Origin of the sequence: Rhizobium sp. LjRoot30 (assembly GCF_964253915.1) — a bacterium.
Classification (GTDB): Bacteria; Pseudomonadota; Alphaproteobacteria; order Rhizobiales; family Rhizobiaceae; genus Metarhizobium.
On record NZ_CAXUSG020000014.1, the window covers coordinates 1 to 22,523 of the forward strand.

Sequence of the window (22,523 nt, forward strand, 5' to 3'; positions counted from 1 at the left end):
AGGGAAGGCGCTTTCCAGGCCGGTCGCAGCGCTCCCAAATAGCTGGCGGAGGCCGGCCTGGAGAGTGCCGGCGGCTCTAGCACCTCCCGTAGACGCGGGCTCCCGGGTGGGGGTCTGGGGGAGGGTCGGACAAACGATGCATATTCTTGACACTTCATCAAAGGTCACGCTCGAAGAGCGGCGGGCCGCCGATGGCCTCGATGCCTATGTGCCGCGTATTTTATGCGACGGTGAACTGTACGACGCCGACGTTGACCGTTTCTTTCTCGACCTGCCGCTCAACGGAGTTCGCTCCCGGCACTCTCTTCGCGCTTACGGCTACGACATCATGGTGTGGTTGCGCTTCCTCACGGAAGTCTGCGACAAGACCGTCTGGGAAGCTGCCCGCGCTGATGTCGTAGCCTTCCACCGCATTCGTAGAAGAGGCGAACCGGGAATCCGGATCTCGGCGGCGTCGTGGAACAGATCAATCGCAGCAATCGACAAGCTGTATGAGTGGGGAGTGCGCGAGGGACTTCTGCCTTCGAGCCCTTTTTCGCATCGCGAGATCTGGCGACGCAATCGGACGCGTGGTCAAGGCAAGTTAATCACGCGCAATGATGCATTCGAAGGACGTGCCAATCAAAACACCATCCGTTTTGTCACGCTTGAGGATTTTCGACAGTTCCGGGACGTCGGGCTACGCGGCCTTTCTGCAAACGGAGCGGAGCGCCCGGGCGCACGCGACAGGAACGGACTTCGCAACGCGTTGTTTGCGGAGATGCTGGTGGTAACCGGCTTGAGGCTCGAAGAGGCCTCATTTCTTCTGGTGTTCGAGCTCGACGCTTTGCCTGCGGCGAATGCGTCTCGTCGTCAGACATGGCTCAATTTGCCGGCAGGACTCACCAAGGGCGAGCGCGGACGGGCAATCCTCATCCCCGACGGTCTGCTTCAGCGGCTCCAGACCTACATTCGTGTTGAGCGCACCCACGCAGTCACAAAGTTCAAGGCCCGCGAAGGTTGGAACCTCGTAGAACGTCCAATTCTGGTGCGTCGACCGACCGCGTGCTCAGGGAATCTTTTACTCGTCGACGGGCGAACTGTCCCGCTGGAAGTCTTCTCGCCGGACGAACGGGAGCGTTTGGTCATCTGTGATGCGGATAGCACGCCAATCGAAACAGCGGTTTTGTGGGTGACGGAGGTCGGCCAGCCGGTGCGCCCAAATTCCTGGGAAGTCGCATTCGCACGGGCGTGCCATCGCTGCCAGGCGAACGGACTGCCGATCGACATCAGTCCACATCAACTCCGGCACACCTTCGCAGTCCATATGCTCGCAATGCTGATTCAGCGCCAGCTCGATGGCGGTTCCTTGGCGAGTTCGGCCGGACCGGCGGAAGGCTATCGCAGGATCCTCGGAGATCCCCTGCAACAGGTGCAGCGGCTTCTGGGTCATGCAAGTCTCGAGACCACCTCAATTTATCTGGATCATATCGCCACCCGCGCAGATACAGTCGACACCGCTGTCGCCGAATTGCTTGCACTGCTACCAGGCGGGGACCGGCTATGAGCCAGCATCCTCGCAAAGGCCGAGCCGTCTCTTTCAATCGCGAGTTGGCCATATCCCCGTGCGATGAGCCGGAGACAGTGACCGGTTTACGATTTATCATCGACACACAGGATGGCAGCAAAGTCCTGATCGACTACGCTCATCTTGCCCCGCGATGGCTTGCGATTGCTTTCGCACGAGCGCTACGACGACTTGCTGGTCTGGGTGGTCGCCTGTCCGTCAAATCAACTGTTACGGACTACGTGCGTATCTTGCCGATGTTCTTGACGTACCTGGTCGAGACAAAAAATGAACCTGATGCCGCTGACCGCCTGAGGGCAGATCATATCGATGGCTTTGAAGCTTGGTTAGTGGAAAAGGGCAAGTCGAACATTCATCTGCTGTTTATTTTGACGAAGATCATTGTGGCGCTGCGAGAAGTGGCATCCGAAGGGGCTGTTGCATTTGATGAGCAGCTTCGCGATCGGCTGGCCTACGTGACGCTGAGGCCGATACCGCCATCGCATCCACGCGATGCATACAGCCCTTACATTGCACGGCAGCTTCGCGATGCTGCCCGTGCGGATATCATGGCGATCGTTCAACGCCTTCGCGATCCTAAGCCAATGAACTCGTACAGCGGACTGCTGGCTATGGAGAAAGAGATCCATTCGCACATCGAGGCCAAGGGTATCGTCCGTCACACAGATCCCAAATATCACGTTCTCAATGATGCCCGAAGGGTTCATGGCCTCTCTTCGGAAAGGCTCTGCCATCAGCTTCACGAACGACACTATTTGACGTCTCACGACATCATCCCGCTCCTGGTGTTTCTGGCGCTCGAGACCGGACTGGAACCCGAGTGCTGCAAGAGCTTGAGGGTCGATTGCCTTCGGAATCCTGCAAACGGCACGGTCGAGATTGCTTATGTCAAACGGCGGGCTCGTGGCGCTGAGCATAAGACACTTCGTGTGCGCGACGGCGGTCCGCGAACGCCGGGAGGACTTATCCGCCACATAATCGCCTGGACCGCCGCCGCCCGCAAACATCGGCCGACCGACTGCCTTTGGCTTTACTACGGGCTCGGCGGGCTAAAATCCGGTGTCAATCATCCCCAGCACCGCATCGATGCATGGACGGTACAGCATAACATTCGTGATGATGACGGTCGGCCATTCCATCTAACGCTTTCGCGACTTCGCAAGACGCACAAGGCGCTCTGGTATCTAAAGACCGAGGGACACATGACGCGTTTTGCCGTCGGTCATACCAAAGAGGTGGCCGCACGGCACTATGCCAATGTTCCAGCACTCCTCCCGCTGCACGAAAGCACAATCGCTGATGCTTTCACCGAGGCACTCACGTCGGCTTTGTCGTCCACCGTTTTGACGCCAGAACAGGAGGAGTTCTGGCGGAACGATCCCGTGGTCGCTTCAAAGGCGGCACCAGCGGGATGCGATCCGATCTCACTTCTCGATGGAAAGCAGGATATCTGGCTGGCAAGCTGCGGCGGTTTCTTTTCCAGCCCCTATGCCGATCCCGGCTCGCCTTGTGCACAACCCTTCTGGGGTTGTCTCGAATGTCCGAACGCTGTCATCACCGCCCGCAAGCTCCCCGCCATTCTGTCGTTTCTCGCTTTCCTTGAAGACCAGCGCCTGTCGCTTTCCGCCAGCCATTGGGCGGCGAAGTTCGCAACCGCGCACGCTCGCATCACCATGCAGATCCTGCCAGCTTTTAGTGCGGCGACCGTCGAGGAGGCACGTCGTGTGCTCGCCAGCGAACCGGTGTCCAACTACATGCCCCCGGAGGCGTTACTGTGAAGGCCATCGCCAATCTGCCCATCGTCACTACCGGTTTCGACAGCCGCCCCGTGCTGGCCACCGCAGCTTTTCGCCCCGGTTTCGACCGGTCGGACCTATCGCGCTATGGCGACGACCGATGGGATTTGAACCCTGCGGTTTTCCGCGAGAACGCCCGTAGCTCCGACGCTACTGTGGATTTCAGTGTTATCGACGACCCGAAGATCGCGGCGGCTCTTCGAGATTACCTGTATGTCCGACTGAACACTGATCTGCCGGGATACAAGATGCGAGCGACGCCAGTGAATGTCCGGCGCCTTTTCCGTTGCGCGCGCTGCTTCTTCGATTTCATCAAGGCGGTTCATGGTGTCTTCGACCTCCGCGGCGTCAACCAGGCCCTGCTTGACGATTTCGCCAGGTTTCTTCGTCGTGGTCGGCGGCCGATCATCGTCATGCAATTATTAGGCATTGTGTTCGACCTGTATGTCTTCCGCAAACACCTGATCGTGGCGAAGCTCACCTTTGAGCCATGGGATGGTCGCAAGCCCGCAGAGGTCGCCGGATATAGATTTAGGGCGGAGGAGAACCGTACACCGCGGATCCCGGAAGCGATCATCAAACCGTTGCTCGCATGGTCGCTCAAATATGTGACTGTATTCGCGCCCGACATTATCGCCGCGCGCAATGAACTGCTGGCACTCCAACAGCACCACGAGGCGCTCAGTGCTGAAGATGCGATCACGCATCGCAACGAACGACGAGCGCAGCGACAAGCTCGCTTGTATGCATATCTCGATGAACGCCGTCGGCAGGGTCGCGGCATTCCAGCCTGGCCTGTCAGGATCGGCGGGCCAGCATCATTTTCGGGGTTAGAACCGCCTCTGAACTGGCAATTGATCTATCTCCATATCGGCGCCGACGCCAATCTTCAACGATCTGCCGGCGGTCAACCCAATGACGAGATGAGGCGCACCGTCGAAGCTGCTATCGGCGAACTGGGGACCGAGATCGGCGGAATGGATACGCAGATTTCAGTCGATCCTGATACCGGCCGGCCCTGGCGGTCTCGTTTTGATGCGCGGGCGTTGGCGATAGAAGAGCGGATGCTGCAAGCCGCCTGCTATGTCGTCTGCGCCTACCTGACAGGCATGCGCGACAGTGAAGTGCAGGCGATGCGTCCCGGCTGTCTGTCGGTCACTCGCAGCGAGGACGGGCTGATCAACAGGCACCGCGTGAAGTCGGTCGCTTACAAGGGCAAGGAAGTGCGGGGCGAAGAGGCGGAATGGATCACCATCGCACCCGTGGCGACGGCGATTTCAGTCCTCGAACAGCTCAACCTCCGCTCTGTGCAGCAGCGAGGCACCCAGACGCTTTGGCCAGTCCTGTCTCTCGCACACGCTCGCAAGCAGGCGCTCGCAACAGACGTCGTCACCCGTCTGAACCAGTTTCGCGATTATCTGAACGATCGATTTGGAACCGAGGCCGAGCCGATCATACCGCCAGGCCCCGATGGAAGGCCGTGGCAACTGACGACGCGCCAGTTCCGTCGAACAATTGCCTGGCACATAGCCAACAGGCCCTTTGGGACGGTCGCAGGAATGGTCCAGTACAAGCACGTCTCCGTTGCGACCTTCGAAGGCTATGCGGGCTCCAGCCGATCAGGATTTCTGACAGAGGTCGAGACTGAACGGCGCCTCGGACAGATGGACGATATCCTCACCTATTTCGACGAGAGGCAATTGGGCTCCGGGCTTTCCGGCCCTGCTGCGGTACGGATCGCCAAGTCGCTCGACGGCGCGGCGTCCGAGTTGCACCCGCTTTCCGGCATGATCGCTGACCGTGGTCGCCTCCGCGTCATGTTGGCCGACACGGCGCGCACCCTCCATGTCGGCGTGTTGGCCGATTGCTTTTTTGATCCTGCTACCGCCGTCTGTCTTCGCCATGCCGCCGGCAACCAGTCTGCTCCGATGATCTCGCTGTGCGAGCCGTCGAGATGCCCCAACGCCTGTATAACGGCACACCACCGCCCCGCATGGGCAGGGGCGGCGGACAATGCCAGGGGCGTGCTGAAGGAGAAGAGATTGTCCGAAGTTCAGCGCCTGGCCGTCGAGCAAGACCTCCAAAGGATCGAGAAGGTTCTTTCCGATATCGACGTCACAAGACGATAGCTCTTTATGGAATACGGTCGCGTCCCCTGGTCGGGTCCGCGGATTCTCTTCTTTCTGCCGTCCTACTTTACGGCTGCTCACCCCGCCTCAAGGACGAGCGTGGGCCCCCGATTTTGCCTCCGCTCCGTTTCCCTGCGCTCCGACAAAACCGGCACCCCACTCGCCGCCGCTGGCGGTCGCTTAGCGCTCCTTGACCCGGGCTTCGTGCGCACGTCGCCCGTTGACGTCATCAAAAAGGAGACGATCAACATGACCACTCTCGATCAAATCAACGAACTGCGCGCGGAGCTTCGGAGCTGCTATTTCACCAAGACCGAACGCGCTATGGCGGAGGCCGAGCTTGCCGCCCTCGTCGCTCAGGCCCAAGCTGAGGATGAGCAGTTTGCAAGCGACATCGCACTCTATCTCGCTGAGCTCGAATGAGGTCGGCGATATTTCTTTCTTATGATGTCGCACGCCGGAGCGACAGCAGCATCTCCACAAGAAGATCTCGAAGGGGCGAGGAATATGCGTCTATACCCGCCGGCTTCCTCGTCGTTTTTTTGCTCAGCCTGGGACCACTTGCAATTTGAGCTTGATCTCACGCCTATTTGCCGCAATATTGCCACCATCAACGGACCCGCCCTGCGGGTGGCTTCTCCGGGCGCCTATCCCCCGGCAACCAGCTAACTCCTGCACATATCTTCCTCGATATCGCTGCCATGAGTATTCCGATTGGATCTCCCCAATGACCAAGACGGCCTGATCACGCCATAAAACCGACGTCGGTCACCACACGGCGCTTGCCGTGCCCTACACGCTCACGATCCGTGTGCGCGACGCCGCTCACCTATTCACAATTGACCCGCCGCGCGGACGGACTCCCAAGCGTCGCCGGCATGGAGAACAAAAACTTGAATCGCGATTTTATAGGAACCCTCAAAACCGAATGGTTCGGCAACATCCGGGCGGATGTGCTCGCTGGACTTGTCGTGGCACTGGCTCTCATCCCCGAAGCCATCGCCTTTTCGATCATTGCCGGTGTCGACCCCAAGATTGGCCTCTACGCCTCATTCTCGATTGCCGTGTTGATCGCCTTCGTAGGTGGTCGTCCGGGCATGATCTCTGCCGCGACGGCAGCAACCGCGGTCCTCATGGTGACGCTGGTGCGCGACCATGGCCTCCAGTATCTCTTGGCGGCCACCGTCCTGGCAGGTTTGATCCAGATCGTCGCCGGTATCTTCCGCCTCGGTTATTTGATGCGCTTCGTCTCAAAGTCGGTGATGACCGGCTTCGTCAATGCGCTTGCCATCCTAATCTTCATGGCACAGTTGCCGGAGCTAACGAATGTTCCGATGCTCACTTACATTCTGGTCGCGGCCGGTCTCGGGATCATCTACCTGTTTCCATACGTGACGAAGGCAGTTCCTTCGCCACTGGTCTGCATCGTGGTCCTGACCGCGCTGTCGATCGGTTTCGGCTTCGACATCCGCACCGTCGGCGACATGGGTGAGTTGCCTTCGACCCTGCCGATCTTCCTCATCCCGCAGATCCCGTTCAATCTCGAAACGCTGATGATCATCCTGCCGTATTCCGTGGCAGTGGCAGCCGTGGGTCTTCTGGAATCGCTGATGACAGCGCAGATCGTCGATGATCTGACCGACACGCCGAGCGACAAGAACCGCGAGTGTATTGGCCAGGGTATTGCTAACACCGCGACCGGCTTCATTGGCGGCATGGCCGGCTGCGCTATGATCGGCCAGTCGATCATCAACGTGAAGTCGGGCGGCCGGGGACGGCTCTCGACCTTCTGCGCTGGCGTCTTCTTGCTGTTCATGATCCTGGTACTGGGTGACCTTGTCAGCCAGATTCCAATGGCAGCACTCGTCGCCATCATGATTATGGTCTCGATCGGTACCTTCTCCTGGTCCTCGATCAAGAACCTGAAGGATCACCCCCGTTCGTCCTCCATCGTCATGCTGGCGACCGTGGTAGGCGTCGTTTACACGCACAATCTCGCCATCGGCGTTCTGATCGGCGTGCTGCTGTCTGCCGTCTTCTTCGCTTGGAAGATCTCCCAGATCTTCCGCGTCACTTCGGCCCTGTCGGCTGATGGGGCGCATCGGACCTATACCGTCCAGGGACAGGTGTTCTTCGCTTCAGTCGACGATTTCAACAAGGCCTTCGATTTCAAGGAAGCACTCGACAAGGTCACGATCGACGTCACCCACGCCCATATCTGGGATATTTCCAGCGTCGCGGCTCTCGACATGATCGTCCTCAAGTTCCGCCGCGAAGGCGCCGATGTCGAGATCATCGGCCTCAATCAGGCCAGCGAGACCATCGTCGATAAGCTCGCCATTCACGACAAGCCCGGCGCGATGGAACGCCTGATGGGCCACTGAGGGAGGAACGAACAATGACAAAAATACTTGGACTTATCGACGGCTCGCCCTATGCCCAGAGCGTATGCGACCACATCGCCTGGATTGCGGGCAAGGCCGACGTGACAGTTGAGCTTCTCCACGTCATCGGCAGGCGGGATCTCGCCTCCGAGCCAGTCAACCTCAGCGGCAATATCGGGCTCGGTGCCCGCACGGCTCTCCTCGAGGAATTGGCTGAACTCGATGCGCAGAAGGCCAAGGTTGCCCACAAGCGTGGGCGCCTGTTGCTGGACGAGGCAAAGGCCCGGCTGAACGAGGCTGGCGTTGCAAACGTCGAGACGAAGCTTCGCAACGGTGATCTGATCGATACCGTTCTGGAATTCGAAGCCAATGCCGATATCATCGTTATCGGCAAGCGTGGCGAAGGGGCGGATTTCGCCAAGGGCCATCTCGGCTCCAACCTAGAACGTGTCGTGCGCTCGACCAGCAAGGCGATCGTTATCGCCTCACGGGCCTTCAAGCCGGTCGCCAAGCTGCTGATCGCCTATGACGGCGGCACAATGGCCATGAAGACAGTGGACCAGGTCTCCCGCAGCCCGATCCTCGACGGCCTCGGCACCAAACTGGTGATGGCGGGTGCGGACACCAGCGAGAACCGCAAGAAGCTCGATGATGCCGCGATCATCCTCAAGGCCGCTGGCTATGCGCCGGAAGTAGCCCTCGTGCAGGGCGCGGCCGACAAGGTGATCTCGGACATGGTGGAAAAGGAAGGTTTCGACCTTCTCGCCATGGGCGCCTACAGCCATTCGCGGCTGCGCTCCCTCTTCATCGGCTCGACCACCACCGAGATGATCCGTTCCTGCAAGGTGCCGGTCGTCATCTTCCGTTGAGCACAGACGGGCGGGCATTTTGCCCGCCTTCTTGTCCGAAGCGTTTGGGAGGAGCGATCATGTCGCGACAAAAACAGACTTTGTTTCTGATCGACGGAAGCCACTATGACCGTTTGCGTTCAGTGTTCGAGACACCGTTCGATCTACGCAAGCTGGCTGACGCTGCCAATGAAGGCTTGCCCGTCGATCAGGCGATTTACTATCGTGACGTCCGCGATGATAACGAAGCGGAACGCCAGCGGCCCCTTTTTGGTTGGCTCAAACATAACGGTTTCGTCGTGAAGGGTCGCACCCATGATCGTGGAGACCCGCGGGAACGATATGGTACCAATCTCATCCAGATCGCGGTCGACGCGTTTTTGCTTGCAGAACCTGGGGACCATGTGATGGTGCTTGCGGGTGATGGGAAACTGGAGCCGATGTTTGCCGGTCTGCGGGATTATGACATCAAGGTCACGTTGATTTCGACCCTGGATGCGTCTTCAACCATTGCGCCGCCTCCGATGCTCATCGATGCGGCCGACACCTTCATCGACGTGAAGACAATCATCGGGCGACTTGCTCTGGAAAAATCCGACACGCGACAAGTCGATTGAAGTCTCACGCTTTACCGACCAGAAAGGTGGAACCGCGAAGGCGGCTCTGCATTTTCGCCATGCTCAGGCGGGAGCCATAAGCGCATATTTCAGAAAGCCGTAGATGGTTAGAGCCTATATCGATTTCGCCAGGGTCAACTGGCAGCAGCTTCTGTTCGGCGCCCTTCTGATGGCGCTCTCAAGCTTCGGGCAGACCTATTTCGTCTCCGTATCGGGCTCGTATTTCCGCGAAGCCTTCAACCTCAGCGACGGTGGTCTCGGGGCAACCTATGCGGCCGGCACTTTCCTGAGCGCATTGACCCTGACCTGGGCCGGCCGGCTAATCGACTACACGACGGTGCGCCGTTTCACCTGGTGCGTAGCCCTGCTTCTCGCCACGGCCTGCGTTCTCGTTGCAGTCAGTTCACATTTCATCATGCTGGCGGTGGCCTTCTATTTCCTGCGTCTCGGTGGACAGGGCTTGATGACGCACACAGCATTGACCGCAACAGCCCGCGCGTTTCCGCAGGATGCTGGCAAGGCGCTTGGGCTGATCGCGCTTGGTCTTTCCGTCGCGCAAGGTCTTTTTCCGATCGCCGGCGTGACGATGATGGAACACCTTGGCTGGCGCACGGCCTGGATGATCAATGCAGGTCTCGTTATCGCTGGTGTCTCCGTCGCCTTGATCTTTCTGCCGCGACAAGGCGACCAGGCAATCCGCAGCCGGAAAGACAAACCTCGCAAAGGCGACGAGCAGGTCAAGGCGCTCTGGCGCGATACCCGTCTCCTGTTGACCTTACCAGCCGTGCTCGCCGGGCCGTTCATTGTCACCGGCTTCTTCTTCCATCAGGCACGGCTGGCCGAGCAGAAGGGCTGGGATATTTCCACGGTGGCCGCAAGTTTTGCCGCCTTCGCCATTGTCCAGGCGGTAGCATCTGTCGCTATTGGACCTATCATTGACAAAATCGGGCCGAAGAGTTTGCTGCCCCTGTTCCTGTTGCCGCAAGCCTTGGCAATGCTTGTTCTCGGTCTTGTCAGCGCACCATGGATAGCGCCCGTCTACATGATCCTCATGGCGATATCGATGGCGCTTGGCTCCACCTTGGCAACGGCCCTTTGGGTCGAACTGTTCGGAACCCGAGAGCTCGCCCGTGTGCGTTCCTCCGTCGAGGCGGGGATGGTTGTCGCCAGTGGCGCGTCCCCCATCATGATGGGCCTGTTGATCGACGCTGGCATACCCCTGTCATGGCAGGCACTCGGCTGCTGCGTATATACGTTGATCGCGTCTGCGCTGACATTGAAGGTGAAGCGTAAATCGAGCGAAGAAGTCGTTCAGGATACGTGAGGCGCCGCGATTGGCAACCTCTGCGGGATCGTGTTGCGCAGTCTCAGGCGATCTCTTCGCGAGGTGGTCACAATCTCCCACGGACAATAATCGTGGTTGACTGTCAGGATAACGGGCCGAGCTGAAGACCGCTTGCGACGCTGCGGAGCGCCGCGAGATCCAGACCGAGCTGGACCTGGCTCAAGCGGAGTTGGCAATCATCACGGCAGAGCAGGACGGTAGCGTCGATGCCGGGCCGCCCTTCTGAGGGCGGTAGACTACACAGCCAGGCGTTGTCTCTGTGTAAGGTGTCGAAAGGTGGAGACATTGCACGGTGTCCTGTCGAGTGAGGTCATCGACATCAGGGATGTTGCAGTCCGGTCGTCGGGCAGCAACTCATCGCCATCAGAATTTTCCCCGCCGCTTCGCGTCTCCTTGCGCGCCAAAATTCAGATGTCGATAAGTCCTCCGCTTCGCTGCGGTCGTACCGATGCAACCCTCCTTGTCCCGGCCTGCGGCAGATCCCTGCGATGTCCGCAATCGACAAGGAGAAACCACCATGCAACGCCTCGCACAATTCCTGGCCGCCACAGGCCGCAAGCTTTCTTCCCTTGGCAAGGTGATCGGCCACTTTTTCCGCAAGGGCAAACTCGGCCTGAAGCTCGCGATCAAGATCCCGTTCTTCGTCGAGATCGAGATCTCCTTTGAAACAGATTGGAGCAGGCGCCGATAACGGCGTTGTGCAACGGCCAGCAATCGTGGGCCAGTTTCAGCACCAGGGCTGTCTACGGCCCGTCCAGGTTCTGGCCAGGCCTTCCGATACGAGGATATCGCCGAGGCTCCTGCCGTCACGGATGAGGACGCGGAGCTTGCGACCGTATCTGTCTTCGTCGCGTCCGGGCCATGCGCGAAGCTTGAAGGAACCCTGATTGACCAGTTCGATCAGGCGATCGGTCGCTCGATTTCCCAGCGCCAGCTCCGTTGCGCATTTCGGCTCGCTGATCTCGGGAGCGTCGATATCGGCAATGCGGATTTTTGCGCCCTCAATCCAGAGAGTATCTCCGTCCACGACGCAGGCGAAGCGATCACCACCGAAACATTTCCGGTATGTCGTCTCCGGACTGATGACCAAGCTCGCAGCCTCGGCGACTGGAACGATCCCAAATATGTGAGCGCCCAGCGCACAGCCGGATACTGCGATCGCGACGATGATCTTTCTCACGAGATAACGGACCTCTGGCCGAAGGCTATGGTCATTCTTCTGCAATTCCATGGTTCTCCATTTGAATTCTACCCGTCAGAGATGGTTTTCATATCGCTCTTCGGTGAAGCCGGCGCTAACGCCGCTGCAGGCTTTCCCGGATACGTGTGGTGCGCCGAGATGATTGTACGGTATCCCCTGTGGCGTTTCTGCCTGACGAGATCAAGGAACAATTCAACCGCGTCTTTCTCTTGCTCGAAGTGATGAACCTTTAGCTGGCCCCTGGTTCCGATGCGTCCCCAACGCCGCATAAGACAGGCCTCTCCGAAGAGAGTCGGTTCGATCGACATTGCATAGAAGCGCGCCATGTTGTTCTCGGCATCCGTGCGTTCGATATAGAGGTGATAGGGCTGGGCGATCATGGTGAGAGGATCGCGCAATCGTGCCCATGCGTCCAATGAGAGTTGCGAATCGATGGTCGCGGAACGATTCAGTTTTGTGAAGTATGGACAGAAGGAGCACCGGGCGGTCCGCCTTGGGCGTACGGCTCTATTCGCTGAAGCGAACGAAGCCCACCTGTGGTCTTCACCGATCCCGGTAACGATCCTCCCGTGATAGCCGACTTCCATTGATCAGTATCCCAGGTAACCGAGAATATCGGCGCCGCAATCGTTGGCTTGCTGGTCTGGCTGAGCGATGACATCACCGGTCGTGACATCTACTAAAGCGCTATCGCTATTGCGAACGATTGCCTCAATTTGATGGATGCGGCATTCTTCGTTGGCCGCTTCTGCCGTGACCTGTGCCTCGCAGGCTTCCCAATCTCTCATCGCTCGATCTCCGGGTCTGGGTTGTCCCTCAGACCTTGATTTCCAATGGTCCACGTTTTCCATGGAAGCGGTTATCGCCAACGCAGGACTTCATGTCGGCTCGCCGGAACCACATCGCGCGACCGCATCGAAGCGGCGCATTTCCCCCGGTGAACACAATTTGCTCATCGCCACGCATGCGCAGGACTTCGTGCGGCTGGATCAATGGTCGGCTGGCAAGTTGCTTCGATCGGGTTCGTGACGAACCCCTCGCCTGAAAGCTGCGGCTCACCTGGTCGATCTCGACTGTCGTTGTCCCACAACGCCGGGAGATATAGTCCGCGGTCTCCGGATCGTTGATCGCTGAGAAACTGATCCAGCTCGCGCTTTCGAACCACTTGCTGGTGGCGTCGCGTCCGCCATAGGTTTCGCGCATCTGGCCGATCGACTGATAGATCATCAGAAGCGTGATCCCGTACTTGCGGCCGGCATCGCGTGCAGTCTCAAGGATCCTCATGAAACCCAGGCGAGCGACCTCGTCGAGAAGGAACAGAGCGCGTCCCGGCATCGCCCCGTCACGATTATAGATGGCGTTCAGGAATGAGCCGATGATCACCCGCGCGAGACCCCCGTGGGTCTCCAGCGTCTTAAGATCCAGGGCGACGAACACGTCGGTCTTTCCGGACGCGATGTCATCGGTCGAGAAGGCCGAACCGGACACGAGACCGGCATAGTTCGCATAGCTCAGCCAATGGGTTTCCTTGATCGCATTCGCATAGACACCGGAAAACGTCTCCGGCGTCATGTTCACGAACGCTGCCACGTTCTCCTTCACAAAATCGGACTCGGAGTTGTCGTAGATTTCCTGAAGCCGCGCCCGCAGCTTCGGCTCCGGTTCCGAGAGGTTCATGCGCACGGTCCGCAGCGTCTGATCCTTCTTTTCCGTATGACCGGAGAGGCAGACATCGGCGATAATCGCCGTTAGCAACTGCAAGCCGGATGCCCGAAAGAAATCGTCCCGAACGCCGCTGGCGCGGCCGCTTTCGCTCATGATCCACGAAGCGACGGCGGCGATATCCTCTTCCTTCGTCCCACCATGCTGGCCGATCCAGTCGAGGGCATTGAACCCGATATCCGGATCTTTCGGGTCGAGCACGATCACATCACGGCCGGCCTTAATCCGGTGCGCCTTGACCATCGGCGCCACCTCATTGGATGGATCAAGTACGATCAGCGTGCCGCCCCATTTCAGCGCCGTCGGGATCGTCACTGACGTGGTCTTGAAACCGCCGGAGCCGGCGAACACGATGCCATGTGACGATCCGAACGAGCCATCAAAGCAAAGCAGCGGTGACTTGCCCCCGGCGCCCCATGTTTCTGGCTTATCGGCCCGAAACGAGAGTGCCGCCGTGCTGTCGCGATCGACACGATATCGCTCGCCGATGACAATGCCGCCGTCCTCTGCGAACAGCTTCCCTGCTTCCGGCAGTTTCATCCATTCCGCCTCGCCATGCAGCGCACGTTTACCCCGGATTCGTTTCGGCTCGGAACGCGAGAATGCCGCGTTGCCGATCACCGCTACCCGCAGCGCGAAGATGCCGGAGAAGAGAGCTGCCGCAGCACCTGTCATTGTTGCCGGATCGATATAGGACAGGATCGACCTGGCCGCAGGCACCTGTCCGACAAATTGCGAAAGCCGCATTCCTTCCCGAACGACGGCAATGGCAATAACGGTGCCCGATCCGGCAGCGACGCCCCACCCTGCCGACTTGATATTGACCGATCCCTGGGCGCCAAAGAGAAAGATCAGTGCGATCGCAGCACTCGCCACATAAGGAAGTGCCAAGCCAATCCGGCCAAGCTGCAATTTCGCCTCCGCCGTTTTTCCGAACGTCGCGAGCCACTGTTCGATCCCCGGCAACGTCAGTGCAATGCCGATCATCATCGCCGGCGGGACAAGGGCGAGCAGGATCTTATTCGCTGTCATTGCCGAATGCCTCCGCGCCGATTGCGGTCAGACGGGATCGCTCCGCCTCATCGCCCTTGATTTTCTTTTGCGCTTCGATCAGCACACCCAACAAAAGCGCGCGTTTCTCATAGCGCAACCCGGCTTTGACGATCAGGCCGCCCAACTCGATCTTCTCGCGAGCGTCCTTCTTTCTGGCCTCTGCTGTGGTCAGCCGCTGCATCCGCTCAAGCCTCGCCAGCCTGGCTCGTAGCCGCGCCAGCGCTGAGCGACGTGGCCGACGATGTTCCGGTCGCTCCAGCGGCACCCTTTTCTTTTCCGTTCGATCCGGCTTTCGTTCCGCGAAACCGCTTTGCAATGTCCTCGAAAGCTGCCTGAAGGTCGGCGTCGTCGACTTCGATCTCTCCAAGTCCGGCCTTCAGCGCAATGCGGCCGATGCGTTCGGCGTCACGCGTTTCCGCCTGCTTCAGCTGTTCCTGCAAGCGGGCAAGTTCTTCGCGGATTTTCGACGTTGGCTTCTTCATCGGGATGCAATCTCCAGTGATATCCGTGGAATGATGGCAGAGAGTCCCCGATTTTTTCCCGGCAGGACAGGTACAAATTTGTACCTCGCCAAAGCGTCAGCATTTGGCGAATGATCCCGCCGCTCGACAAGAGCGGATCCAAGGGCGCAATTATACGTCGCTGACGCGACGTTCTGCTTTTGCCCCTGGCGGGGCCACCTCTTGCGATCAACCTGTTGATTTCGTTCGTAAGAAGGAGCGCTCCGCTCGTGGCCGCCCCGCATTTTTCAGTCAGCATCGTCGCCCGTGGCTCTGGCCGCAGCGCAGTGCTGTCTGCGGCCTACCGGCACTGCGCGAGGATGGACTATGAGCGGGAAGCACGCACAATCGACTACACAGGCAAGCAGGGACTTCTGCACGAGGAGTTCGTGATCCCTGCCGATGCGCCAGACTGGCTGCGCGCCATGATTGCCGATCGATCGGTCTCGGGAGCCTCGGAAGCGTTCTGGAACAGAGTCGAAGCTTTCGAAAAGCGGGTCGATGCCCAACTCGCCAAGGATGTGACCATCGCGCTGCCGATCGAACTCTCGTCCGAGCAGAACATAGCGCTGATGCGAGACTTCATTGCCGAGCATATCACGTCAAAGGGTATGGTCGCAGACTGGGTCTATCACGATGCACCCGGCAACCCGCATGTCCACATGATGACGACATTGCGGCCTCTGAGCGAGGACGGGTTCGGTGCCAAGAAGGTTGCTGTTCTTGGACCAGACGGCCAGCCCATGCGCAATGACGCCGGCAAAATCATCTATGAACTCTGGGCGGGTGGCACCGAGGACTTCAATGCCTTACGTGAAGGATGGTTTGCTGTCCAGAATCGGCACCTGGCGCTTGCCGGGCTGGATATCCGCATCGATGGCCGATCCTTCGAAAAGCAGGGTATCGACCTGGCACCCACCATTCATATCGGGGTCGGCGCCACAGCCATCGAGCGAAAATCGGAAACGCAAAACGGACCGGCTACAGCCCGGTCACGGAAGCTCGAGCGGATCGAATTGCAGGAGGAGCGGCGCGCGGAAAACGTCCGGCGCATCCAGCGCAATCCCGGTATCGTGCTTGATCTCATCACTCGGGAGAAGAGCGTTTTCGACAACCAGGACGTTGCGAAAGTCCTCCATCGCTATGTCGACGACGCGGCTCTCTTCCAGAGCCTGATGGCGCGGATCATGCAGCATCTGGACGTGCTGCGTCTCGACCGCGAGCGTATCGACTTTACCTCTGGTGTCCGGACGCCGGCGCGGTACACGACGCGCGAGATGATCCGCCTTGAGGCCGAGATGGTAAACCGGTCGATCTGGCTGTCCCAGCGATCATCACACGGCGTCCGTCAGACGATCATCGAGGCGGTGTTCGAGCGCCATGAGCGCCTCTCGGATGAGCAGAAAGCGGCCATCGAGCATGTTGCAGGTTCTGAACGGATCGCAGCCGTGATCGGCCGCGCCGGCGCCGGCAAGACCACGATGATGGAGGCGGCGCGCGAGGCATGGGAAGCGGCCGGCTATCGTGTCGTTGGCGCCGCCCTGGCGGGGAAGGCGGCCGAAGGATTGGAAAAGGAAGCGGGTATTCTTTCCCGCACATTATCCTCCTGGGAACTCCGCTGGGCCCAAGGTCGCGATCAGCTCGACGACAAGACTGTCATGGTCCTCGACGAAGCCGGCATGGTCTCTTCGAAGCAGATGGCACTGCTTGTCGAAGAGGCAACGGTGCGCGGGGCAAAGCTCGTTCTCATCGGTGATCCCGAACAGTTGCAGCCGATCGAGGCAGGTGCCGCCTTCCGCGCCATCACTGATCGCATCGGCTACGCCGAACTCGAAACCATCTATCGCCAGCGCGAGCAATGGATGCGCGACGCGTCACTCGATCTCGCCCGCGGCAACATCGCCAAGGCTGTCGAGTCCTACAGCGCAAACGGTCGGATGATGGGATCGACCTTGAAGTCGCAAGCCGTCGAAAACCTTATCTCCGATTGGAACCGCGAGTACGATCCGGCCCGGTCCTCGCTGATCCTCGCACACCTTCGCCGCGACGTCAGGATGCTCAACGAGCTGGCGCGCGCCAAGTTGGTGGAGCGCGGCCTTGTCGATGACGGTCACGCCTTCAAGACGGAAGACGGTATTCGTCATTTTGCCGCCGGCGACCAGATCGTCTTCTTGAAGAATGAGGGCTCGTTGGGCGTCAAGAACGGCATGCTGGCCAAGGTGGTGGAAGCCACCCCGGGGCGTATCGTTGCCGAAATTGGTGAAGGCGAACATCGCAAAGCTATCAGCGTAGAGCAGCGGTTCTACAATAATGTCGATCATGGATATGCGACGACGATCCATAAGAGCCAAGGCGCGACCGTCGACAGGGTCAAGGTTCTGGCCTCGCTTTCCCTCGACCGGCACCTGACCTATGTGGCGATGACTCGTCATCGCGAGGATCTCGGCGTCTATTATGGCGCGCGATCCTTCACCAAGGCGGGTGGCCTGGCCGAGCTTTTATCGCGCAAGAACTCCAAGGAAACGACGCTCGACTACAAGAAGGGCGCCTTCTATCGCGCGGCCCTTCGCTTCGCCGACGCGCGCGGCCTGCATCTGGTCAGTGTCGCGCGCACCCTCGTTCGCGACCGCCTCGACTGGACCGTTCGCCAGAAACAGAAGCTCGTCAATCTCACCGCCCGCCTGGCGACGATCGGCGCACAGCTCGGTCTCAAACGCTCGAACATTCAAACGACCTCGAAACCCGACATGGAGGCAAGGCCGATGGTATCAGGCATGACGACGTTCCCGAAATCGATCGATCAGGCCGTTGAGGATCGCCTAGTCGCTGATCCGGGTTTGAAGAAGCAATGGCAGGAGGTCACGACACGCTTTATGCAAGTCTTCGCCGAGCCGGAGACCGCGTTCAAGGCGGTCAATGTCGATGCCATGCTGAAAGATCCGGCAAGAGCGCAGACAACGTTTGCGAAGATCGCAGCTGAGCCGGAAAGGTTTGGAGCGCTCAAGGGCAAGACCGGCATCTTCGCCGGAGCGAATGAGAAGGCGGCGCGCGACACCGCACTTGTCAACGCGCCTGCCTTGGCGCGAAACCTCGAGCGCTATGTGACGGCGCGCGTCGAGGCGGAGCGCAAGCATGAAGCGCAAGAGCGGGCAATCCGTCTCAAGGTCTCCATCGACATCCCTGCCCTCTCGCCATCGGCCAAGCAAACGCTTGAGCGGATCCGCGATGCGATCGATCGCAACGATCTTCCCGCCGGTCTCGAATATGCGCTGGCCGACAGAAACGTCAAAGCGGAACTGGAGGGGTTTGCCAAGGCTGTGTCCGAGCGTTTCGGAGAACGCAGCTTGCTGCCGATCTCGGCAAAAGATGTAAACGGCGAGACCTTTCACAAATTGACCGCCGGGATGAACCCTTCGCAGAAAAGCGAAGTGCAGTCGGCCTGGAACAGCATGCGCACTGTGCAGCAACTCGCCGCGCACGAGCGCACCACGCTGGCATTGAAGCAGGCTGAAACAGCGCGGCAAACCCAGACCAAGGGGCTTTCCCTGAAATGATTATGATGATGCTTGGAGGTGGCACGATGCCTCGCCAACGAAGCTCCGCATTGGTCACGCTTTTCGTGGCTGCCGGCCTGTTGGGCGTCTTCTTTGCGGCAGGTTGGATCGGTGGTCTGCGCATCAATACGACGCCGAGTGAGCCGCTCGGCCTCTGGCGCATCGTTCCTCTCAATCGCTCCGTCTTGCCGGGGGATACGGTTTTCGTCTGCCCGCCTGACCATGCCGCCATGCGCGAGGCGCGACAGCGCGGATATCTGCGTACGGGAATTTGCTCCGGTGGGTTCGCACCGTTGATAAAGACTGTCATCGCGGTGGCGGGACAGCGCGTGGACGTCACCGATCGTGTCGCCATTGATGGCGTACCGATCCCCGGCTCCCGCATCATGGAGAAGGACGGACAGAGGCGATCTCTTCGGCACGGTCAAAGCGGAATGGTGCGAGCCGGAGAGGTGTATCTGCACTCCGACTTCATCGGCTCATGGGATTCCCGATATTTCGGGCCGGTGCCTGTGTCAGGCGTGCTCGGTCTGGCGCAGGAGGTGTTGACCTATGCGCCGTGAGGTCATGATGATTGCCGTTCTCGTTTCGCTTGCCGTGTTCGTCGGGGCGGTTGGCTGGAGCGGCCAGGCGTACCTGCTCCCTGCGGCAACCTTCTTCCCGCTTCTGTGGGCCCTGTCACCAACGCGGATCGCAGCGGCCGTCGTTGCGGCCGGCTATTTCCTGGCGGCGTCGCGTGGATTGCCTGCCGGCGTTGCCCAGTTCTTTTCCGCCGACCTCTGGGTTGGCCTCCTCTTCTGGATAGCGGCGGCATCGTCCTTCATTGCCGTCCATGCGGTACTCTGGACAGTGTGGGGCGGATGGGCAAAGCCCGCGCGCTATCTCATGGTCCTTGGTCTCACTGCTTTTCCGCCACTCGGGATCACAGGCTGGGCGCATCCGCTGACAGCGGCCGGCATACTGTTTCCGGGATGGGGATGGTGGGGGCTGCTCGCTTTGACAGCCGTCCTGATCGGTCTCGTAACCCGGATCGGGCCGGCTATCGCCATCGCCCTGCCAGGTCTATGGCTTTGGTCCGCCGCATCGGGGACAAATCAGATTCTACCGGAGGGGTGGCGTGGTGTCGACCTTGAAATGGGTGCGAGCCTTGGCCGCGATCGATCCCTTCAACGTCAACGTGACCTGGTGACGGATGTTCGGCAGGCTGCCGGAACACGAGAGACCGTCGTCGTGCTTCCCGAGAGCACACTGGGCTTTTGGACGCCAACGCTTGAACGTTTCTGGCGGAATGAGCTGCAAGGAACGCACGTGACTGTAGTCGCCGGCGCGGCGGTCGTCGATGCAGTTGGCTACGACAACGTCATGGTGGCCATCGATGCGCATGGGGGGCGTGTCCTCTATCGCGAGCGCATGCCTGTGCCGGTTTCGATGTGGCGTCCATGGGAGCGATGGACAGGAGAGACTGGCGGCGCCCGCGCCAGTCTCTTCGCCAATCCCGTCGTCGAGGTCGCGGGCCGAAAGATCGCGCCGCTGATCTGCTACGAGCAGCTTGTGCTGTGGCCCATTCTCCAGTCGATGCTTTATCGACCCGACGCGATCGTTTTGATCGGCAATGGCTGGTGGACGACGGGTGGCAACATCATCGCTATCCAGCGCGCGAGCGCCAAAGCCTGGTCCGCTCTGTTCGGCGTTCCCCTTGTGATTTCCTTCAATACCTGAACTTTGGAGCCTTCGTCATGGATGCTGCCTTTATCGCGGAATGCGCCGATCCCTCCCTGAAACCCGCCATCGTCGAGCAGTTCGTAGCCGCTGTCGGTCCTGGCGATCCGCTGGCCGTCACGGTGAAAGCCGGAGGACGGCTCATCCTCGTACCAAAACCGAAGACGCCCGACGAGGCTATGGAGATCATACGCCAGTATGTCGGGCAAGCCGTCGTGCGTGTGGGCCTTACACAGTTCCCGGCGGGTGTCGGCGTGAAGGACGCATCCGAGCTGAAATCAGATCTGATGGAGCCTTGCGAAAACCTTCGCATGGGGACGAAGATGTTTTCCAAGATCATGCGCATCGTTTCAAAGTGGTATGGCAACCCAACGAGCGAAGAGGTGCTTCCACAGATCTTCGAAGATGCCGTCTACGCCTGGAACTCCGGCCAGTTCGAGGGGCAAAGCGTGTTTCAGGCGGAGGATCCTGGTGGAACGATCGTCGATCGAAAGGAAATTGCTCCGGATGCCACGGACGAACCGGCGGACGCCACGCCCTCCCAGATCGAAGCGGATCCCTCAGACGAAAAAGAGGTTGGGACTGCGGGAATTCGGGTCGATTTGTCCCGGATTGGTGGGCAGAAATAGCGCTGGGTTCGATTTCGACGACAGGTAAAATATCAGGGATCAGGTTCGACAATTGCGACATTGAGGTCGTTGAGTACATCAGCCAGACCCGGCGCGCGGATCAGCTTCGTCGTGCGGACCGCCTTCAGTTTTCCAATAGCTCGATCGAACACTGCAAGGTTGGTGTGGCCGTTGAGCCGAGACGGGTAGATGATGCCGTCCACCTGGCTGTCGTGTTCATTGAAGGCGACCGCCCACTTCCGTGCGAGGGATTGCTTTGAGCCCTTCGCGACATCCGTCGGCACACCCATCTTGATCGGCCCGTCGTCTCGAAGATCGGCCATCATCAGCGGATTGATGACCTCGATCTCTGCGAAATTGCGGTCGTACAATTCGGATTCAGCTATCGGCAGGTCGCCGAGGACCCCATCGCGTTGATCGCGCAAGACGGCTTCGAGAAAGCACACCTTCACCGTATCGCCCAAATAGAGCACCCCGAACCGGTTAGCGAATTTGCGCCGGCGTGGATCGCTGAAACGGCTCGGCGTTTTACCGAAGCCCAGTGGATCAGGGTAGGTGCCCAGATAGATGCGACCGAACCGAAGTCCGGCTGCGACCGTATGCAGGTGAAGGCTTGCATTTGCAAAGCCGGGAGGCGGCAGAGTACGTGCCATTCAGCGGAAATCTCGACCAATGCTCTCGACAACCTCGAGCGCTTGCTCGGTGCGTCCCCGCTCCAATGCCTCGCGACCTGTCAGTCCGTCCAGCTCTCCGTGGGGCTGGACCAGGAACCGGTAAACCGCCCAGGCTCCGCCCAGTCGCTCGTGGAGCGTTGCAAGCGCTGCAAACGGCTTGCCATCGGCATCGATCTGCCAATCCGGGAAGCGAAAGCCGCGTTTCGCGCCATCCAGCCCCAATACCAGTCCGGTCTGGCGCTTTGAATTCACCGTTACCCTTGTCGTGCCAAGCAACTTGGCGAATTCGTCGGCATTCAGCATGTCAGTGCCGCTGAGGACCTCAGCAGCCTTTATGCGTCCCCGCGCCCGTGCGGCCACCAACGCCTGCTCCAACTCCGGATCCAGTGCATCGTTTTCCTCTACGACAGGCACCGTTGTCATTTCCACCGCCTCAACGGGAGTGACAACCATCTCACCTTCGGAATCGACATCGACACGGAAGCTGACCGGGTGGCCAGCAGAACGGCTTTTTGCGATCGCCTGACCGTATTCCTGGAGGAGCGCCTTGACGCGATTGGGATTGCCGGTCAGCGCTTTTGATGCATTGTCCGGGATCTTGATCTTGAAGGCGGCTCTCCCCTTCGCCAGCGGGGCGGCGCCTGTGGTCAGGAAAAAAGCCATGGATTCAGCGCCCGGTTTGTCGCGCCCGCTCGCGCCGTCGCGTATGCTGGTTTTCGACTTCAGAGATGCCATGTCTCACCCTCCGTTCGGTGAACTATATATGGCAAGATTGGTTAAGTTCG

At 59.5% G+C, this 22,523-nt stretch carries 21 protein-coding genes and 1 other annotated feature; of the genes, 13 read left to right on the forward strand and 8 right to left on the reverse strand.

Going from position 1 to position 22,523, the window contains the following annotated elements; all coding sequences use genetic code 11:
* Positions 1-136 precede the first annotated feature (136 nt).
* The 9 genes from ACSQ3I_RS22660 to ACSQ3I_RS22700 all read left to right on the forward strand — a co-directional run bounded on the left by ACSQ3I_RS22660 (position 137) and on the right by ACSQ3I_RS22700 (position 11,377).
* The gene (locus ACSQ3I_RS22660; protein ID WP_436002696.1) at positions 137-1,546 is read left to right on the forward strand and encodes a tyrosine-type recombinase/integrase; all 1,410 of its coding nucleotides are present in this window, start codon (positions 137-139) and stop codon (positions 1,544-1,546) included.
* Entirely contained in the window at positions 1,543-3,345 is a 1,803-nt protein-coding gene (locus ACSQ3I_RS22665; RefSeq protein WP_436002698.1) for a hypothetical protein, read from the forward strand. Before ACSQ3I_RS22660 ends, ACSQ3I_RS22665 begins: the two co-directional genes overlap by 4 nt.
* Complete coding sequence (locus ACSQ3I_RS22670; protein WP_436002700.1) at positions 3,342-5,492, forward strand: integrase; 2,151 nt, start codon at positions 3,342-3,344, stop codon at positions 5,490-5,492. The genes ACSQ3I_RS22665 and ACSQ3I_RS22670 overlap by 4 nt, the downstream gene beginning before the upstream one ends.
* Before the next feature lie 249 nt (positions 5,493-5,741).
* Positions 5,742-5,915, forward strand: a complete 174-nt coding sequence (locus ACSQ3I_RS22675; protein ID WP_436002702.1) for a hypothetical protein — start codon at positions 5,742-5,744, stop codon at positions 5,913-5,915.
* Between the two features lie 189 nt (positions 5,916-6,104).
* Positions 6,105-6,156 (forward strand) — a sequence feature (sul1 is cis-regulatory element that is thought to sense ions involved in sulfur or methionine metabolism; They are found in Alphaproteobacteria).
* A 214-nt stretch (positions 6,157-6,370) separates the two neighbouring features.
* The gene (locus tag ACSQ3I_RS22680) at positions 6,371-7,876 is read left to right on the forward strand and encodes a SulP family inorganic anion transporter (RefSeq protein ID WP_436002704.1); all 1,506 of its coding nucleotides are present in this window, start codon (positions 6,371-6,373) and stop codon (positions 7,874-7,876) included.
* A gap of 14 nt (positions 7,877-7,890) precedes the next feature.
* Positions 7,891-8,745 (forward strand): universal stress protein, encoded by an 855-nt coding sequence (locus tag ACSQ3I_RS22685; RefSeq protein WP_436002706.1) that lies wholly within the window; start codon positions 7,891-7,893, stop codon positions 8,743-8,745.
* A 59-nt stretch (positions 8,746-8,804) separates the two neighbouring features.
* Positions 8,805-9,341, forward strand: coding sequence for an NYN domain-containing protein (locus ACSQ3I_RS22690; protein ID WP_436002708.1), 537 nt, complete (start codon positions 8,805-8,807; stop codon positions 9,339-9,341).
* A 103-nt stretch (positions 9,342-9,444) separates the two neighbouring features.
* Complete coding sequence (locus ACSQ3I_RS22695; protein WP_436002710.1) at positions 9,445-10,665, forward strand: MFS transporter; 1,221 nt, start codon at positions 9,445-9,447, stop codon at positions 10,663-10,665.
* 538 nt (positions 10,666-11,203) lie between these two features.
* Positions 11,204-11,377 (forward strand): hypothetical protein, encoded by a 174-nt coding sequence (locus ACSQ3I_RS22700; protein WP_174007836.1) that lies wholly within the window; start codon positions 11,204-11,206, stop codon positions 11,375-11,377.
* 36 nt (positions 11,378-11,413) lie between these two features.
* Here the strand turns inward: ACSQ3I_RS22700 and ACSQ3I_RS22705 are convergent, their stop codons facing one another.
* The 6 genes from ACSQ3I_RS22705 to traC form a co-directional block, all read right to left on the reverse strand.
* Positions 11,414-11,917, reverse strand: coding sequence for a thermonuclease family protein (locus ACSQ3I_RS22705; protein ID WP_436002713.1), 504 nt, complete (start codon positions 11,915-11,917; stop codon positions 11,414-11,416).
* A 17-nt stretch (positions 11,918-11,934) separates the two neighbouring features.
* Positions 11,935-12,267 carry a WGR domain-containing protein gene (locus ACSQ3I_RS22710; RefSeq protein ID WP_174007840.1) on the reverse strand — a complete coding sequence of 111 codons (333 nt, stop codon included), beginning with the start codon at positions 12,265-12,267 and terminating at the stop codon, positions 11,935-11,937.
* A gap of 210 nt (positions 12,268-12,477) precedes the next feature.
* The gene (locus ACSQ3I_RS22715) at positions 12,478-12,675 is read right to left on the reverse strand and encodes a hypothetical protein (protein WP_436002715.1); all 198 of its coding nucleotides are present in this window, start codon (positions 12,673-12,675) and stop codon (positions 12,478-12,480) included.
* Positions 12,676-12,703: 28 nt separating this feature from the next.
* Positions 12,704-14,641 (reverse strand): Ti-type conjugative transfer system protein TraG, encoded by a 1,938-nt coding sequence (gene traG / locus ACSQ3I_RS22720; RefSeq protein ID WP_436002717.1) that lies wholly within the window; start codon positions 14,639-14,641, stop codon positions 12,704-12,706.
* Complete coding sequence (gene traD / locus ACSQ3I_RS22725) at positions 14,628-14,843, reverse strand: type IV conjugative transfer system coupling protein TraD (RefSeq protein ID WP_046797658.1); 216 nt, start codon at positions 14,841-14,843, stop codon at positions 14,628-14,630. The genes traG and traD overlap by 14 nt, the downstream gene beginning before the upstream one ends.
* A 4-nt stretch (positions 14,844-14,847) precedes the next feature.
* On the reverse strand, positions 14,848-15,144 hold the full coding sequence (gene traC, locus ACSQ3I_RS22730; protein ID WP_436002720.1) for a conjugal transfer protein TraC: 297 nt from the start codon (positions 15,142-15,144) through the stop codon (positions 14,848-14,850).
* 248 nt (positions 15,145-15,392) lie between these two features.
* Between traC and traA the strand changes: the two genes are divergently transcribed.
* From traA to ACSQ3I_RS22750, 4 genes are read left to right on the forward strand one after another with little or no spacing between them, the layout of a single operon-like run.
* Positions 15,393-18,716, forward strand: a complete 3,324-nt coding sequence (gene traA, locus ACSQ3I_RS22735) for a Ti-type conjugative transfer relaxase TraA (RefSeq protein WP_436002722.1) — start codon at positions 15,393-15,395, stop codon at positions 18,714-18,716.
* Complete coding sequence (traF, locus tag ACSQ3I_RS22740) at positions 18,713-19,279, forward strand: conjugative transfer signal peptidase TraF (protein WP_436002724.1); 567 nt, start codon at positions 18,713-18,715, stop codon at positions 19,277-19,279. The genes traA and traF overlap by 4 nt, the downstream gene beginning before the upstream one ends.
* Positions 19,269-20,435, forward strand: coding sequence for a conjugal transfer protein TraB (locus tag ACSQ3I_RS22745; RefSeq protein WP_436002726.1), 1,167 nt, complete (start codon positions 19,269-19,271; stop codon positions 20,433-20,435). The genes traF and ACSQ3I_RS22745 overlap by 11 nt, the downstream gene beginning before the upstream one ends.
* Before the next feature lie 17 nt (positions 20,436-20,452).
* Entirely contained in the window at positions 20,453-21,064 is a 612-nt protein-coding gene (locus tag ACSQ3I_RS22750) for a TraH family protein (protein WP_436002728.1), read from the forward strand.
* A gap of 32 nt (positions 21,065-21,096) precedes the next feature.
* On the opposite strand, the gene ACSQ3I_RS22755 is transcribed toward ACSQ3I_RS22750, so the two are convergent.
* Both ACSQ3I_RS22755 and ACSQ3I_RS22760 read right to left on the reverse strand, forming a co-directional pair.
* The gene (locus ACSQ3I_RS22755) at positions 21,097-21,717 is read right to left on the reverse strand and encodes an RES family NAD+ phosphorylase (protein ID WP_436002730.1); all 621 of its coding nucleotides are present in this window, start codon (positions 21,715-21,717) and stop codon (positions 21,097-21,099) included.
* Entirely contained in the window at positions 21,718-22,473 is a 756-nt protein-coding gene (locus tag ACSQ3I_RS22760; RefSeq protein ID WP_436002732.1) for an XRE family transcriptional regulator, read from the reverse strand.
* Between the last annotated feature and the right edge of the window lie 50 nt (positions 22,474-22,523).